The following is a 13,774-nucleotide window of genomic DNA, read 5'->3' as shown; positions in this document are numbered from 1 at the left end:
GTTGCATTATCTAATTCATCCTCGAATGAACCATGTCGCGAGCCCGAGATCGGCGCGATAAAAGAGCCATAGGCGTTTTCGCAATCCCGCCAGATGTTGTTGCGCTGCAACAGTCAGCGTTTCGGAACGGTTGAAAGCCGTTCCAGTGCCCGCGGCGCGATGCCGGCCAGCGCCTCGATCGGCTTCCAGGCGGCGGCATGGACCTCCTCGATCTGTGCGACGAGCGGCCGGGCGGGGTCGGCGAGGAAAAGATACTGCAGATCGTGATGGACATGATCGGGCTCGCCGCGAGAGGGCTTGCCGGGCACATCGTGGCTGTCGATCGTGAAGGGCAAGTCTCCGCCGCCGTGCCAGGGGTGGAGCGTCAGGCCGTGGACGCCGGTTTCCTCCTCGGCTTCGCGCGCCGCGGAAAGATGGAAGTGCTCGGCCTCCTCCCAATGGCCGCCGGGCTGGAGCCAGCGGCCGATCACGCCATGGTCGATCAGCAGGACCTGTGCATGGTCCGGGGATAGCACGAAGGCGCTGGTAGTGAGGTGGCCGGGAAAGGTGTCGCGCCTGTCCAGGGCGTGACTCTGCGCCATCTGCCAGCGCAACAGGGAGAGATGTTCGCGAGGGCCGGCGATGTCAGCACGGTAACGTTCGACGGCATGGGCAAGGCGGGCGTTGAAGTCCATCGCGTTCAGCGCGTCCCGGCCGGCAGTGGCAGGCGATAGGATTCGAAATGACCGTTCTTGGGGCCGTCATAGCCGATCAGAACCGTGAGCGAGGTGCGGTCCTGCGCCAGCAGCGTCAGCGATTCGGCCTTGCCGCCGCTGCGGGCAGGTAGATCGCCAAGCAGCCGGGTATTCTCGAGCCTGATGATATCGACCAGCATCAAGGAATAGGGAAGCGACTGCTCCTGCGCGGGGCCGAGCAGCACGAGCAGCCGGCCGTCGGGCAGCAGCGCGAGATCGCGAATGCCGCGGTCAGGCCCGGCGGGCAAGGCGACGACCTTCGGGGCTTCGGTCGCGGGGGCGCGACCCGGCGCGAACAGGGCTTCGAGCGAGGCGCCGACGAGAAAGCTGCGATTGCCGAGAGAGGGCGCACGCAGGCCTGCCCAGAGCGTATCGCCGGCCACCGCGATGCCTTCGACGTTGAGGCCGTTGGCGTCCATCAGGCTCTTGCCGAAGAAGGCGCCGGCCTCGCCGGCGCGGCGCAGCATGTCGCTAAGGCGATAGGTCAATTCGACCCGGCCGGTGGGTGCGCCTTCGGCATCGACCTTGATCCGCGCCAGGTGGAAAGCAGAGAGGCGGAACTCGCCCTTGGTGCGCGAGCAGCCATGCGAGCCCGCCACATAGAATGCATGGTCTGCATAGGCGACGGCCTCGCCATCGAGTTCCGCAAAGCGGCCGGCCGTCCGGCAGATGCCTTGCGGTGGCTGTCCGAGCGTATCGGGCGAGGCTTCCGTGCCGATGATCGGCAGGGTGGCGCCGGGCGTGATGCGATTCTCGGCGATCCCGGCGAACTGGGCGAAGGCGCCCTCGTCATTGATCAGCAGACAGCGCTGGGCACCGTTGGCGACGGGCATGCAGGCGAGGCCGCTGACATCCCGCGCCGGCTTGCCTGGCTTGCGGGCGGAGAAATCGGCCAAGGCCTTGAAGCGCTGTTCGGGAACGAGTGTCGCCGCCTGGGCAAGGGAGATGCCGAGCAGCGCAACGGCAAAGGCGGGAAGAAAACGTGAGCGCATGCGGCGAATCCAGGAGAGAAGGGCGGATTGAGCGCGAGTGGTCCGCGGAAGTCAAAAGCCAGGCCGCGACCTTTATGCATCCTTGATGTTGTCGCCCCTCGCCCCTTCTCGAATGGCTATGGCGGCGAAAATACCTTGTCCGTGCGGTCTAGGAGACCGTTCGGGAAACAGGACAATGCTCAGTATCCCCTCCAAATCCTTCCGTCATCCGCTCGCATTTCTGATCGGGCGCGATGTCGAAGGTCATTGGCTTGCCGTCGAGACCCATGGTCGAGGCGGCGGCATCTTCGCGGATCGCAGTGCAGCGCTGCGCTATGCGGCGTTCGAGACCGGCCACAGGCCGCGCGCCGTCCGCATGACGGCAAAGACGCTGCGGCTGCTCTGAGCCGCGTCATGAACCACTGGCTTCATGGCATGTTCACCGCGCTGGTCACGCCGTTCGACGAGGACGCGATCGACCATGGCGCGCTGGAACGCCTCATTCACTGGCAGATCGCGCAGGGCGCCGATGGCGTCGTGATCGGAACCGCGACGGGCGAGAGCCCGACGCTGAGCGCGACCGAGCGCCTTGAGCTCTGCGCCGCCGCCCGCCACATCGCCGGCAAGCATTTCCCGGTGATCGCCGCCGTCGGGAGCTATGCCACGGCCGAGACGGTCGCCGAGATCGCTGCTGCCGAGCGGGCGGGCGCTTCGGCCCTGCTGCTGCGCATGCCCTACTACAACCGGCCGACGCAGGCAGGCCTCGCCGCCCACGCTCTGGCGGCCGCGCAGGCGACCGGGCTCGAAATCATCCTCGACAACGACCCGGATCGCTGCGGCGTCGAGATCGCGCCGGAGACGCTGGAGGCACTGGAAGGTGCCGCGAACATCGTCGGCATCCTCGAGCGACGTGGGGATCTCGTCCGCTGCGACCGGATCGCCCGCCTCCGCGACCGCCGCTTCATGCGGCTGACCGGCGCGGCCGAAACCATCCCGTCCTATCTGCTCGCGGGAGGGTGCGGGGCCATCACCAGCGTCGGCAATCTCGCACCGCACTGGCTGGCGCGGCTGGAGAGCGCCGCGCGCTCCGAGTTCTACGGGCAGGCGCAGATCCTGCAGCGACGCCTGGTCCCGCTGCTCGATCTGCTCGCCCGGGAGCCCGATCCGGTCCTCGTCAAGCTCGCCTTGTCGATGCTGCATCCCGAGGTGGGCGCGGCTTGCCGCGCTCCGCTCGCTCCCGCGCGCCCGGAACTCGCGGCCCTCGTTCGAGAGGCGATCGAGGACCTGCCGCGTCCGCTCGCCGGCACCGCGATGGCGGCCGTGCAGGCCGGCGCGCCGGCAAGGCCCCGCCGGGCCTGAACCACCAAAGACGAGGCGCCGAAGCGCCGAAGCGATCAGATGGAGGCTTCAATGGTGATGATCGGAACCTATCGCCGCCGTCGCGAGGCGATCTACAACAGTGTCCGGCATTCTTCTGCCGGCGGGTGGAAAACCGATCTGTTGCATCTCTTCGGGTCGGTCGTCCTGCTCGCTGTGATCATTGGCGGCCGGGTCTGGTGGCATCTGCGCTGACCAGTGCGAAAGAAAAAGGGCGCCGCTTGGCAGCGGCGCCCTCGATCGACTGACCGGACCCGGCTTCAGCCCAGCTTGGCGTAGGCCGGGACGGTGAGGAAGTCCTCGAAGTTCGGTGCGAGCGACAGCGTCTCGAACAGCGCGATCGCCTCCGGGAAGCGGCCCTTGGCGTAGTTCTCGGCACCGAGCTCGCCCTTCACCCGCTCCATCTCCTCGGACAGGCAGCGCTTGAACAGGGCGGCGTCGGCCGTCACACCGCCTTCGAGCGCGACCCCGTACTGGACGAACTGCCAGATCTGGGCGCGGCTGATCTCGGCGGTCGCGGCGTCCTCCATCATGTTGTAGATCGGCACGGCGCCGCGGCCGCGCAGCCAAGCCTCGATATACTGCACGCCGACGCGGATGTTCTCGCGGAAGCCTTCCTCGGTCCGGGTGCCCTGATGGACCTCCAGCAGGTCCTCCGTGCCGATATCGACGTCGTCGCGCTTGTTGCCGAGCTGGTTGGCCTGCGGCATCAGCCGGTCGAACACCTCCATCGCGACCGGAACAAGGTCGGGATGGGCGACCCAGGTGCCGTCATGGCCGTTGCCAGCTTCGCGCTCCTTGTCGGCCTTGACCTTGGCGAAGGCGGCGGCATTGGCCTCGGGGTTGTTCTTGACCGGGATCTGCGCCGCCATGCCGCCCATCGCGAAGGCGCCGCGCCTGTGGCAGGTCTTGATCAGCAGCAGCGAATAGGCGCGCAGGAAGGCCTGGGACATCACGACCTGGGAACGGTCGGGCAGGACATAGGCCTTGTTGCGGGCGAGCTTCTTGATGAAGGAGAAGATGTAGTCCCAGCGGCCGCAGTTCAGCCCGGCCATGTGCTCGCGCAGTTCGTAGAGGATCTCGTCCATCTCGAAGGCGGCCGGCAGCGTCTCGATCAGGACGGTCGCCTTGATCGTGCCGATCTTCAGTTCGAGCGCCGATTGCGCGGCAACGAAGACGTCGTTCCAGAGCCGGGCCTCGAGATGGCTTTCCAGCTTCGGCAGGTAGAAATACGGGCCGGAGCCGGCCGCAAGCGCGGCCTTGGCGTTGTGGAAGACATAGAGCCCGAAATCGACCAGGGAACCGGAAGCCYCCTCGCCGTCGATCTCGATATGGCGCTCCGGCAGATGCCAGCCGCGCGGGCGGATGATGAGGACGGCGGGCTTGGCGCCGAGCTTGTAGTCCTTGCCGTTCGTGGGATCGGTGAAGTCGATCTTGCCCGCCCAGCGATCCCGAAGGTTGAGCTGGCCTTCGACCATGTTGGCCCAGACCGGCGAGGAGGCATCCTCGAAATCGGCCATGAAAACCTTGGCGCCGGAATTCAGCGCGTTGACGATCATCTTGCGATCGACCGGGCCGGTGATCTCGACGCGGCGGTCGAGCAGGTCTGCCGGGATCGGCGCGACGGTCCAGTCGCCCTCGCGGATATGCTTTGTTTCAGCCAGGAAGTCCGGCGTCTCGCCGGCATCGAAGCGCTTCTGCCGTTCGGCCCGCAGGCTGAGCAGGCGTTTGCGCGTTTCGTTGAAACGGCGATGCAGGTCCGCGACGAAGGCCAGCGCCTCGGGCGTGAGAATCTCGTCGAAGCGCGTCCGCACGGCGCCCTTGATGACGACACCTTGCGGCAGGGAGAGGGTGGGGGTGTCCGACATGGCTGCTCCTCCGATCACGTCAGGGCATTGTTTCGCGAAACGTTTCTTTTCGAAATGCAGAAAAAATGACGATGACTTGTTCCATGCAGGAATAAATGATCGTCGCGTGAAAGAAACCGATAAATGCAACCAGTGGTTGCCGAGCGGTTCACTCAGATCGGCAGATGACGCAACGGCACATTGTTTCCTCTCAAAATGTGCAGATAGGACCGAGTTCCATGAATCGGTTTTAGCAATTCGTAAGTTCCGAGCCTCAACGCTTATCCGGCTGAATGCGGCAATCCGGCCCAGGATGAGATGATATGTTCAAGGTCGCTTTCCTTTCCGAGATGATGCGGCGGTTCCGCCGCGACCAGCGTGGCAACGTGCTGGTCATGGCCGGATTCCTGACGCTCCCGCTGGTCGGTATCCTCGGCATCACCGTCGACTATTCGCGCGCCAGCAACGCCCGCCAGGCCCTCAGTTCGGCAATCGATTCCGCTTCGCTGATGGCGGCGCGCGATGCCCAGAAGCTGACCGACGGGCAACTCAAGGAGCGCGTCGATCTCTGGATCCGCGACAATCTCCCGGCAAGCGCGAAGAGCGAGTTCGCCGGCGCGACGGTGGTGATCGACCGCACCGCGCGGACGATCAAGATCTCGGCGAACTCCAATGTGCCGACGACGATCGGCCGTGTGCTCGGCCCTCAATACATCGCGGTCGCCAGCGACAGCCAGTCGACCTGGGGAACCAACAAGATCGAGCTCGCGCTGGCGCTGGACAATACCGGCTCCATGTCCAACTCGAGCAAGATGACCAACCTGAAGAYGGCCGCGAAGAGTCTCCTCAAGATCATGAAGGACGCCGCGATCGAGACGGATCAGATTCGTGTCTCGATTGTCCCGTTCAACACACAGGTTCGTATCGCGCGGTCCTTCAAGGACGAGCAGTGGATGCGCTATGGCCTGACGCGGCAGGTCAATTGCCGCGATGAGTGGAAGAACAACAAGTGGGTTCAGGTTTGTGACACCGAGACGATGACGAAATCGACTTGGTCGCAGTCAAGCCAGGGTTGCATTACCGATCGCGACCAGAACTATGACACGACCGATGGCGGGTCGTATTCGGCGATCGCCCAGCAGTACCCGGCCTATTGGTGCAGCCAGTCTTCGCTGGCCGAGATCATGCCCCTGTCTTCCGACTGGACGGCTCTGGAAGCGCGCATCGACACCATGACCCCCGTCGGCAACACGAACGTCACGATCGGTGCTGTATGGGGTTGGGCGACCTTGTCGCAGAGCGCGCCCTTTACCGAAGCGAAGCCCACGACCGAGCCGCGGCTCAAGAAGTACATGATCCTGCTGACCGATGGCGACAATACGGAAAACCGCTTCACGAAGTCCGGCAACGCTATCGATGATCGCACCAGGTTGGCCTGCGCGAATGCCAAGTCCGCGGGCATCAATCTCTACACGATCCGCGTGATCGACGGCGATGCCGCGCTACTGAAGGAATGCGCCAGCAAGCCGGAGATGTACTACGAGGTGACGAGCGCCTCGCAGCTCGATCCCGTCTTCAGGACGATCGCCAATGAGATCAGCGCGGTGCGTCTGACGCATTGAGCCCGCTGCCGAGTTCGGCGAAGCGCGCCAGGAAGCGCGCCTGCGCCGTCTCGGTGTCGAGCGGATCGAGCCAAGCAAGGATTTCGGCAGGCAGCGCCTGCGGCCGGCCGAAGAATTTCAGCGCCTCCTCGCGGGCGAAGCCTGCGAGCCGCGTGGCTTCGAAGAAGGCGGCGATCGTGTCGGCCTCCTTCGTCTTGCGCTTCTGGACCGCTGGCGTCGTCACGGGCAGGCCGAAGCGCAGATGGATGGCCGCGAGCAGGCGCAGCTCGACGCTCTTGTAGGCATCGCCCATCACCACCTTGAACGGTGAGATCATGTCGCCGATCACATATTCCGGCGCATCGTGCAGCAGCGCCATCAGGCGCCAGGCATTGCTCCAATCCGGGTTGAGGTGGCCGGCGATCGCCTCGACCAGGAGGCAATGCTGCGCGACCGAAAAGGAATGCGCTCCATGCGTCTGGCCGTTCCAGCGCGCAACGCGGGCAAGGCCATGGGCGATGTCCTCGATCTCGATGTCGAGCGGCGAGGGATCGAGCAGGTCGAGCCGGCGGCCCGAGAGCATGCGCTGCCAGGCGCGCGGCGGTTCGGGCTTGCGGGCCATGTCAGAAACCTGCCACCGCAGAGCCCGCTTCACGAGCCCTCATCCTGGCGAGCGCTCCATGAGACGCCGCTTCGCGGCTCCTCAGGATGAGGGCTGGAAGGGAGCCGTCCACCATCATCATGCCGCACGGCTTTCGCGGGCGAGCGCGGCGCATTCGGTATAGCGGAAGCAGCCGGTCAGGTGGTCGTTGACCAGCCCGCACGCCTCCATGAAGGCGTAGATGATGGTCGGGCCGCAGAAGGTGAAGCCGGCCTTCTTGAGCTCCTTCGAGATCGTCTCCGACAGCTTGGTCTGGGTCGGGACTTCTCCTTGGGCGCGGAAGCTGTTCTGCAGCACGCGCCCGTCGAGATGCTTCCAGAGGAAATCGGCGAAGGGCTCGTGTTCGCTGACCTTCAGATAGGCCTGGGCGCTCTTGATCGTGCCTTCGATCTTGCCGCGGTGGCGGATGATGCCGGGGTCGGCGAGCAGGCGCTGCACATCGACCTCGGTGAAGCGGGCGACGGTCTCGGGCTCGAAACCGGCGAAGCCGGCGCGGAAGGCATCGCGCTTGCGCAGGATGGTGATCCAGGACAGGCCGGCCTGGAAGCCGTCGAGGATCAGCTTCTCCCAGAGTGCGCGGGAATCGTATTCCGGCACGCCCCATTCGGTGTCGTGATAGGCGAGATAGAGCGGGTCGGTGCCCGGCCAGCGGCAGCGGAACTTGCCGTCCGCTCCCTCGATCGCGATGCGCTCCTCGCTCAAGGCATTGGCCTGGCTCATAGGGCGACCCCTGCGGCGGCTCCGAAGCCGGGCTCGCCGGGGAAGGGGAAGCGGATGAAGGCAGGCTTTTCCGCGAGATGGAAGGCGAGGCCGCCGCCGAGCGGTGCCGTGCCGGCGGCGAGCGCGTCGGCCAGCCTGTCGAGGCGGAGCATGGCGAGCGCCCGGCCATCGGTGCCCGAGCCGATGGTGCCGAGCGGCTTGCCGCCGACAGTCGCCTCGGCTCCGGTCTCGGTGGCGATGCCTTCGTCGAAGACGACGGGCACGACGCGGGTGCGGGCGGTGCCGCGATGCTGCATGCGGGAGACCACTTCCTGGCCGATATAGCAGCCCTTCTTGAAGGAGACGCCGCCGAGCTGGTCGAGCAGCGCCTCGTGCGGGAAGGTGTCGCCATAGGGGAAATCACGGCCGCCGGCGGGGATTCCGAGCGTGATGCGGCGGGCGTGATAGGCATCCGGCTCGGCCATCACGAGCGCCTCGATCCCTTCGGCATCGGCGATGGCACGCTGGCCGAGGGCGGGCAGGCGCGGGTCGTCATAGACGAAGCCGGCCTCCACAGGCAGCGGGGCGCCGTCAGCCGAGACGAGGATCGCGCTCTTCTCGGTCAGGTCTTCCAGCACAACCTTGGCGCGCAGCTTATAGAGCTTCAGGCGTTTCATCAGGTCTGCGGTCTGGAGCAGCGGGGTGTCGAGCAGGAAGCCGCCGCCGTCTTCCGGCGACAACGCGAGGATGAAGAAATCGCAGATGATCTTGCCCTGCGGTGTCAGCAGCGCGCCATAGCCGGCCCGGCCCGGCGTGACCGGATCGAGATCGTTGGTCACGAGGTTCTGCAGGAAATCGCGGGCATCCTCGCCGCTGACGCGGATGACGCCACGGTCGATCAATCGGGTTGCGGACATGGCTGCTGCTCCTGCGGACCGAGCCGATAGGTAGGCGGCTTCGCCCACGTTCTCAACTCGCCTATCCAGGAAGTTTAAGCTAACTCCCTCTATCCGCCTTCCAACCTCCGCCGTCATCCCGGACGCAGCGAAGCGGAGATCCGGGATCCATCGTAGAGCGAGCGGCCCTTCGATGGATCCCGGATCGGCGCCGCTTCGCGGCTTGTCCGGGATGACGGCGGAGGTTCTCACCACGAAACTTGCACCCGGAGACAAGCCATGCCGCAGACCTACGACGTCATCCTCAAGGGCGGCACCGTGGTGAACCAGGATGGCCGCACCAGCCGCGACATCGGCATCACCGGCGGCAAGATCGTGGCGCTCGGCGATCTCTCGCGGGCTTCGGCCGGCGAGGCGGTCGATTGCACGGGCCTCCACATCCTGCCCGGCGTGATCGACAGCCAGGTGCATTTCCGCGAGCCAGGGCTCGACCACAAGGAGGATCTCGAGACCGGTTCGCGCGCCGCGGCGCTCGGTGGCGTGACCTGCGTCTTCGAGATGCCGAACACGATCCCGCAGACGACGACGCCGGAGGCTCTGGCAGACAAGATCAGGCGCGGGCGCCATCGCATGCATTGCGATTTCGCGTTCTGGGTCGGCGGCACGCATGAGAATGCTGCCGACGTGCCGGAGCTGGAGCGTTTGCCGGGCGCGGCCGGCATCAAGGTGTTCATGGGCTCGTCCACCGGCGACCTGCTGGTGGAGGACGACAAGGGCGTCGCCGAGATCCTGAAGCGGACGCGCCGGCGCGCGGCCTTCCACTCCGAGGACGAGACGATGCTGCGCGAGCGCATGGGCTTGCGCGTCGAGGGCGACCCGTCGAGCCATCCGGTCTGGCGCTCGCCCGAGGTGGCGCTGACCTGCACGAAGCGGCTGGTGCGGATCGCGCGCGAGACCGGGGCGCGCGTGCATATCCTGCACATCTCGACCGGGGACGAGATGGTCTTCCTCAAGGACCACAAGGATGTCGCGACCGTCGAGGTGCTGCCGAACCATCTGACGCTGGTCGCGCCGGATTGCTACGAGCGGCTCGGCACCTACGCCCAGATGAACCCGCCGATCCGCGACGACAGCCATCGACAGCGCATCTGGTGGGGCGTGGAGCAGGGCATCGTCGACGTGCTCGGTTCCGATCACGCGCCGCATACGCATGAGGAGAAGCACCATCCCTATCCGGCGAGCCATTCCGGCATGCCGGGCGTGCAGACGCTGGTGCCGATCATGCTCGACCATGTGAATGCCGGGCGCCTCTCGCTGGAGCGCTTCGTCGACCTCAGCAGCGCCGGGCCGCAGCGCATCTTCGGGCTGGAGGGCAAGGGGCGCATCGCGGTCGGCTACGATGCCGACTTCACCATCGTCGATCTCAAGCGCAGGCAGACGATCACCAACGACTGGAGCGCCTCGAAATGCGGCTGGACGCCCTATGACGGCGTCACCGTCACCGGCTGGCCGGTCGGCACCTTCGTGCGCGGCCTCAAGGTGATGTGGGAGGGCGAGCTGACGAACCCGTCGCAGGGCGAGCCGGCGCGCTTCCTGGAGGCGCTGCCGCGCGGCGCCTGAGCGGCTCGCAACCGCCAGCTTGATATCCTAAGGTCGGCCCTCCTCTTTCAGGGGGCGACCATGGCAGAACGGGATCTGGATCTCGCGGCTCTGTTCCACGAAGTCGCCGGGCGCGCGGCGGCTTTCCGTGGCGCGATCGGCGATGGCCCGCAACGGCCCCTGCGCGATTATCGCGAGATGGTCGAGGTCTTCGCGGAGAAGACGCCCGAGACCGGGCTTGCCGCCGAGGCGGTGATCGCCGATCTCATGGACAAGGCCGCGGCCGGATTGCACGCGACGACCGGGCCGCGCTTCTTCGGCTGGGTCATCGGCGCATCGCATCCCGTCGGCGTCGCCGCCGACTGGCTGACCAGCGCCTGGGGCCAGAATGCCGGCAACCACCAGGCGGCGCCGGCAGCTGCAGCGGCCGAAAGCGTTGCTGCATCATGGCTGCTCGATCTCTTGGGGCTTCCCGCAGATTGTTCGGTCGGTTTCGTCACTGGCGCGACGGTCGCCAATCTCGTCTGCCTGGCCGCGGCGCGAAGTGCGGTGCTGCAGCGCGCCGGCTGGGACGTCGAGACCGACGGCCTTTTCGGCGCTCCGCCGATCCATGTCGTGATTGGCGACGATGCCCATACGACGGTGTTCGCCGCGCTGCAGGTGCTGGGGCTCGGCCATGATCGCGTCATCCGCGTGCCGACCGACGAAATGGGGCGCGTCACGGTCGAGGGCTTCACTGCTGCCATCTCCGGTTGCGACGGGCCGACCATCGCGGTGCTACAGGCCGGGCAGCTCAACACCGGCGCCTTCGACCCTTTCGCGGAGCTGATCGCGCTTGCGCATGCGCGCGGGGCCTGGGTGCATGTCGATGGCGCCTTCGGATTGTGGGCGCGCGCCTGCCCGTCGCTGGCCGGCTTGGCAGAGGGCGCAGAGCAGGCCGATTCCTGGGCGACCGATGGGCATAAATGGCTGCAGACGCCGTATGACAGCGGCTACGCGATCGTTCGCGATGCCCGCGCCCATCGCAAGGCGATGACGGCGAGCGCGAGCTACCTGCCGGAGACCGCAGAGGGCGAGCGCGACCCGAGTCATTTCGTGCCGGAGCTGTCGCGACGCGCGCGCGGCTTCGCGACCTGGGCGATGATCCGCCATCTCGGCCGCGAGGGCATCGTGGAGATGGTCGAGCGGCATTGCCGGCTGGCGCGCCAGATGGCGGACGGCCTGCGGAACGAGGCCGGCATCGCGATCCTGAACGAGGTCTTCCTGAATCAGGTCCTAGTCCGGTTCGGCGCCGACAGGCCTGTCGAGGAGGCCGATGCGCTGACCCGGGCGGTGATTCCGCGCATGCAGGCCGATGGGACCTGCTTTGCCGGGGGAGCGCGCTGGCGCGGTCAGTGGGTCATGCGCATCTCGATCATCGGCTGGGCGACCACGGCGCAGGACATCGGCGCCTCCGTCGCTGCGATCCGGGCGGCCTGGCGCGCATGCTCGAACCCATGAGGCGAAAGCGCGGCGCAGGATGATGGAAATCGTCGCGCATCTGTCGATCTGGTCGATGCCCGTTCGACGCGTCGGCAGGGAAGCGGCAGTGAGTGCGGAGCGGTCCGCGATTGCCGATCTCCCCGGATAGGAGAACCGAGATGAGAAAGATCGTTGCATCGACCTTCCTGTCGCTCGACGGCGTGATGCAGGCGCCGGGTGGGCCCGAGGAGGACCCGACCGGCGGTTTCGAGTTCGGCGGTTGGGTCTTTCCTTATTCGGACGACGTCACGGGTCAGCATATCGGCAAGCTCTTCGATCAGCCCTTCGACCTCCTGCTCGGCCGCACGACCTACGACATTTTCGCCGCCTACTGGCCTTATGCGGGGGAGGACCATCCCATCGCCAAGGCTTTCAACAGCACCACCAAATATGTCGTGACCTCGTCGAGGGAGCCGCTCAGCTGGCAGAATTCGGTGGCCCTGCACGACATGCCCGCCGATCTAGCCCGGCTGAAGCAGCAGGACGGGCCGATGCTGTTGATCCAGGGCAGCAGCGTGCTCATCCATTCGCTGCTCAAGCATGACCTGATCGATGAGATCACCCTGCTGATCTTCCCGATCGTACTCGGCCGGGGCAAGCGGATGTTCGACGAGGGGGCCCTGCCTGCGGCGTTCGAGCTGGTCGACAGCAAGGTCTCATCGACAGGCGTGGTGATCGCGAGCTACCGGCGCGCCGGCGCGATCAGGACGGGTTCCTTCGCGCAGGCGGAGCCGAGCCGGGCAGAGCTTGCGCGCCGCGAGCGCATGGCGAGCAAAGCCTAGCGAAAATATTTCCTCAGGTCTGTCGATCCGGGCGCGCCCCGTTCGACGTGATGTCAGAGAGCGGGTTTCGACGGTGGCGGTGAACGTTGCCGGCCTGCCTCCCGAAGCTGAAAACCAAGGAGACACCGATGCGCGTGATGGTTCTGGTCAAGGCCGACAAGGACAGCGAAGCCGGCATCATGCCGAGCGAGGACATCCTCACCAAGATGGGGGCGTATAACGAGGAACTGGTGAAGGCGGGCGTCATGCTGGCGGGCGAGGGGCTGCACCCGACCTCGAAGGGGTTGCGGATGCGCTTTTCCGGTTCGGAGCGGACGATCACGGACGGGCCTTTTGCAGAGACCAAGGAACTGCTCTGCGGTTTCTGGCTCTGGCAGGTCAAATCCTTCGCCGAGGCGGTGGAGTGGCTGAAGCGCGCGCCCTTCGACGGCGGCACCGAGATCGAGCTGCGCCCCGTCTTCGAGATGGAGGATTTCGGCGAGGCGCTGACGCCGGAGCTGCGCGAGCAGGAAGATCGCCTCCGCGCCGAGGCGGCGAAGCGCGCCGGCTGATCGGAAGCCTGGAAACCAACCCATTCGATTTCGGAAGGCGCGGGGGAACGTCTCCACCGCCTTCGTTRCAAACGGAGAAGACCGATGCGTTTCATGGTGATGGTCAAGGCGACCAAGGACAGCGAAGCCGGTGCCCCGCCGACGCGGGAGCTGCTCGAGGCGATGATGGCCTATAACGAGGAGCTGGTGAAAGCCGGCATCATGAAGGGCGGCGACGGCCTGCAGCCGAGTTCCAAGGGCGCGCGCGTGCAGTTCGACGGCAGCAAGCGCTCCGTCGTCGACGGGCCGTTCACCGAGACCAAGGAGCTGGTGGCGGGCTACTGGCTCTGGGAATGCGCTTCGCTCGACGAGGCGATCGCCTGGGTCAAGCGCTGCCCCAATCCGATGCCTGGCCCGTCCGAGATCGAGATCCGGCCGCTCTTCGAACTGGCGGATTTCGGCGAGGTGGTCACGCCTGAAGCCGCGGCGGCCTGGGATCGCCTCAAAGCCGAGGTCGGTCAGGCCTGAACGATCGGGCCCGAGCCGCTTGCCAGCC

15 protein-coding genes are annotated in these 13,774 nt (G+C 66.1%); 9 read left to right on the top strand and 6 right to left on the bottom strand.

Annotated features, from left to right (window positions below):
• Positions 1–113: 113 nt before the first annotated feature.
• Together AC1DVA_RS11485 and AC1DVA_RS11480 are read right to left on the bottom strand one after the other, a co-directional pair.
• On the bottom strand, positions 114–674 hold the full coding sequence (locus AC1DVA_RS11485; protein WP_476806000.1) for an NUDIX hydrolase: 561 nt from the start codon (positions 672–674) through the stop codon (positions 114–116).
• A gap of 5 nt (positions 675–679) precedes the next feature.
• Positions 680–1,726 (bottom strand): DUF3616 domain-containing protein, encoded by a 1,047-nt coding sequence (locus tag AC1DVA_RS11480; RefSeq protein WP_265054747.1) that lies wholly within the window; start codon positions 1,724–1,726, stop codon positions 680–682.
• A 175-nt stretch (positions 1,727–1,901) separates the two neighbouring features.
• On the opposite strand from AC1DVA_RS11480, the gene AC1DVA_RS11475 reads away from it, so the two are divergent.
• From AC1DVA_RS11475 to AC1DVA_RS11465, 3 genes are read left to right on the top strand one after another with little or no spacing between them, the layout of a single operon-like run.
• On the top strand, positions 1,902–2,111 hold the full coding sequence (locus AC1DVA_RS11475; protein WP_265054746.1) for a hypothetical protein: 210 nt from the start codon (positions 1,902–1,904) through the stop codon (positions 2,109–2,111).
• Between the two features lie 8 nt (positions 2,112–2,119).
• Entirely contained in the window at positions 2,120–3,064 is a 945-nt protein-coding gene (locus tag AC1DVA_RS11470) for a dihydrodipicolinate synthase family protein (protein WP_476805999.1), read from the top strand.
• 51 nt (positions 3,065–3,115) lie between these two features.
• The gene (locus tag AC1DVA_RS11465) at positions 3,116–3,277 is read left to right on the top strand and encodes a hypothetical protein (RefSeq protein WP_265054744.1); all 162 of its coding nucleotides are present in this window, start codon (positions 3,116–3,118) and stop codon (positions 3,275–3,277) included.
• A 65-nt stretch (positions 3,278–3,342) separates the two neighbouring features.
• On the opposite strand, the gene aceB is transcribed toward AC1DVA_RS11465, so the two are convergent.
• A complete protein-coding gene (gene aceB / locus AC1DVA_RS11460) occupies positions 3,343–4,950 on the bottom strand; it encodes a malate synthase A (protein ID WP_476805998.1) in 1,608 nt (535 codons plus the stop codon).
• A 302-nt stretch (positions 4,951–5,252) separates the two neighbouring features.
• Here aceB and AC1DVA_RS11455 point away from each other — a divergent pair, with 302 nt between their 5' ends.
• Entirely contained in the window at positions 5,253–6,551 is a 1,299-nt protein-coding gene (locus AC1DVA_RS11455) for a VWA domain-containing protein (protein ID WP_476805997.1), read from the top strand.
• Here the strand turns inward: AC1DVA_RS11455 and AC1DVA_RS11450 are convergent.
• The 3 genes from AC1DVA_RS11450 to ygfZ form a co-directional block, all read right to left on the bottom strand.
• On the bottom strand, positions 6,526–7,152 hold the full coding sequence (locus AC1DVA_RS11450; RefSeq protein ID WP_476805996.1) for a YfbR-like 5'-deoxynucleotidase: 627 nt from the start codon (positions 7,150–7,152) through the stop codon (positions 6,526–6,528). The two genes, AC1DVA_RS11455 and AC1DVA_RS11450, sit on opposite strands and share 26 nt — an antisense overlap.
• A gap of 117 nt (positions 7,153–7,269) precedes the next feature.
• Positions 7,270–7,911, bottom strand: coding sequence for a DNA-3-methyladenine glycosylase I (locus AC1DVA_RS11445; protein ID WP_476805995.1), 642 nt, complete (start codon positions 7,909–7,911; stop codon positions 7,270–7,272).
• Positions 7,908–8,807 carry a CAF17-like 4Fe-4S cluster assembly/insertion protein YgfZ gene (gene ygfZ / locus AC1DVA_RS11440; RefSeq protein WP_476805994.1) on the bottom strand — a complete coding sequence of 300 codons (900 nt, stop codon included), beginning with the start codon at positions 8,805–8,807 and terminating at the stop codon, positions 7,908–7,910. Before ygfZ ends, AC1DVA_RS11445 begins: the two co-directional genes overlap by 4 nt.
• A gap of 258 nt (positions 8,808–9,065) precedes the next feature.
• Between ygfZ and AC1DVA_RS11435 the strand changes: the two genes are divergently transcribed.
• The 5 genes from AC1DVA_RS11435 to AC1DVA_RS11415 all read left to right on the top strand — a co-directional run bounded on the left by AC1DVA_RS11435 (position 9,066) and on the right by AC1DVA_RS11415 (position 13,746).
• On the top strand, positions 9,066–10,406 hold the full coding sequence (locus AC1DVA_RS11435) for a dihydroorotase (RefSeq protein WP_265054738.1): 1,341 nt from the start codon (positions 9,066–9,068) through the stop codon (positions 10,404–10,406).
• 60 nt (positions 10,407–10,466) lie between these two features.
• Positions 10,467–11,885 carry a pyridoxal phosphate-dependent decarboxylase family protein gene (locus tag AC1DVA_RS11430; RefSeq protein ID WP_476805993.1) on the top strand — a complete coding sequence of 473 codons (1,419 nt, stop codon included), beginning with the start codon at positions 10,467–10,469 and terminating at the stop codon, positions 11,883–11,885.
• A gap of 140 nt (positions 11,886–12,025) precedes the next feature.
• Positions 12,026–12,688, top strand: a complete 663-nt coding sequence (locus AC1DVA_RS11425) for a dihydrofolate reductase family protein (RefSeq protein ID WP_476805992.1) — start codon at positions 12,026–12,028, stop codon at positions 12,686–12,688.
• 128 nt (positions 12,689–12,816) lie between these two features.
• Positions 12,817–13,239 carry a YciI family protein gene (locus AC1DVA_RS11420; protein WP_265054735.1) on the top strand — a complete coding sequence of 141 codons (423 nt, stop codon included), beginning with the start codon at positions 12,817–12,819 and terminating at the stop codon, positions 13,237–13,239.
• Positions 13,240–13,323: 84 nt separating this feature from the next.
• Positions 13,324–13,746: a YciI family protein gene (locus AC1DVA_RS11415; protein WP_265054734.1), complete on the top strand. Its 423-nt coding sequence runs from the start codon at positions 13,324–13,326 to the stop codon at positions 13,744–13,746.
• Positions 13,747–13,774: the final 28 nt, after the last annotated feature.

The sequence above is a fragment of the Allobosea sp. P4_C6 genome, from assembly GCF_056402015.1.
This window is presented reverse-complemented; position numbering and strand designations above follow the sequence as displayed.

Bases quoted from the DNA above. Each gene is read 5' to 3' on its own strand.
- AC1DVA_RS11485 (WP_476806000.1), bottom strand. From the start codon at position 674: ATGGACTTCAACGCCCGCCTTGCCCATGCCGTCGAACGTTACCGTGCT.
- AC1DVA_RS11480 (WP_265054747.1), bottom strand. From the start codon at position 1,726: ATGCGCTCACGTTTTCTTCCCGCCTTTGCCGTTGCGCTGCTCGGCATC.
- AC1DVA_RS11475 (WP_265054746.1), top strand. From the start codon at position 1,902: ATGCTCAGTATCCCCTCCAAATCCTTCCGTCATCCGCTCGCATTTCTG.
- AC1DVA_RS11470 (WP_476805999.1), top strand. From the start codon at position 2,120: ATGAACCACTGGCTTCATGGCATGTTCACCGCGCTGGTCACGCCGTTC.
- AC1DVA_RS11465 (WP_265054744.1), top strand. From the start codon at position 3,116: ATGGTGATGATCGGAACCTATCGCCGCCGTCGCGAGGCGATCTACAAC.
- AC1DVA_RS11450 (WP_476805996.1), bottom strand. From the start codon at position 7,152: ATGGCCCGCAAGCCCGAACCGCCGCGCGCCTGGCAGCGCATGCTCTCG.
- AC1DVA_RS11445 (WP_476805995.1), bottom strand. From the start codon at position 7,911: ATGAGCCAGGCCAATGCCTTGAGCGAGGAGCGCATCGCGATCGAGGGA.
- ygfZ (WP_476805994.1), bottom strand. From the start codon at position 8,807: ATGTCCGCAACCCGATTGATCGACCGTGGCGTCATCCGCGTCAGCGGC.
- AC1DVA_RS11435 (WP_265054738.1), top strand. From the start codon at position 9,066: ATGCCGCAGACCTACGACGTCATCCTCAAGGGCGGCACCGTGGTGAAC.
- AC1DVA_RS11430 (WP_476805993.1), top strand. From the start codon at position 10,467: ATGGCAGAACGGGATCTGGATCTCGCGGCTCTGTTCCACGAAGTCGCC.
- AC1DVA_RS11425 (WP_476805992.1), top strand. From the start codon at position 12,026: ATGAGAAAGATCGTTGCATCGACCTTCCTGTCGCTCGACGGCGTGATG.
- AC1DVA_RS11420 (WP_265054735.1), top strand. From the start codon at position 12,817: ATGCGCGTGATGGTTCTGGTCAAGGCCGACAAGGACAGCGAAGCCGGC.
- AC1DVA_RS11415 (WP_265054734.1), top strand. From the start codon at position 13,324: ATGCGTTTCATGGTGATGGTCAAGGCGACCAAGGACAGCGAAGCCGGT.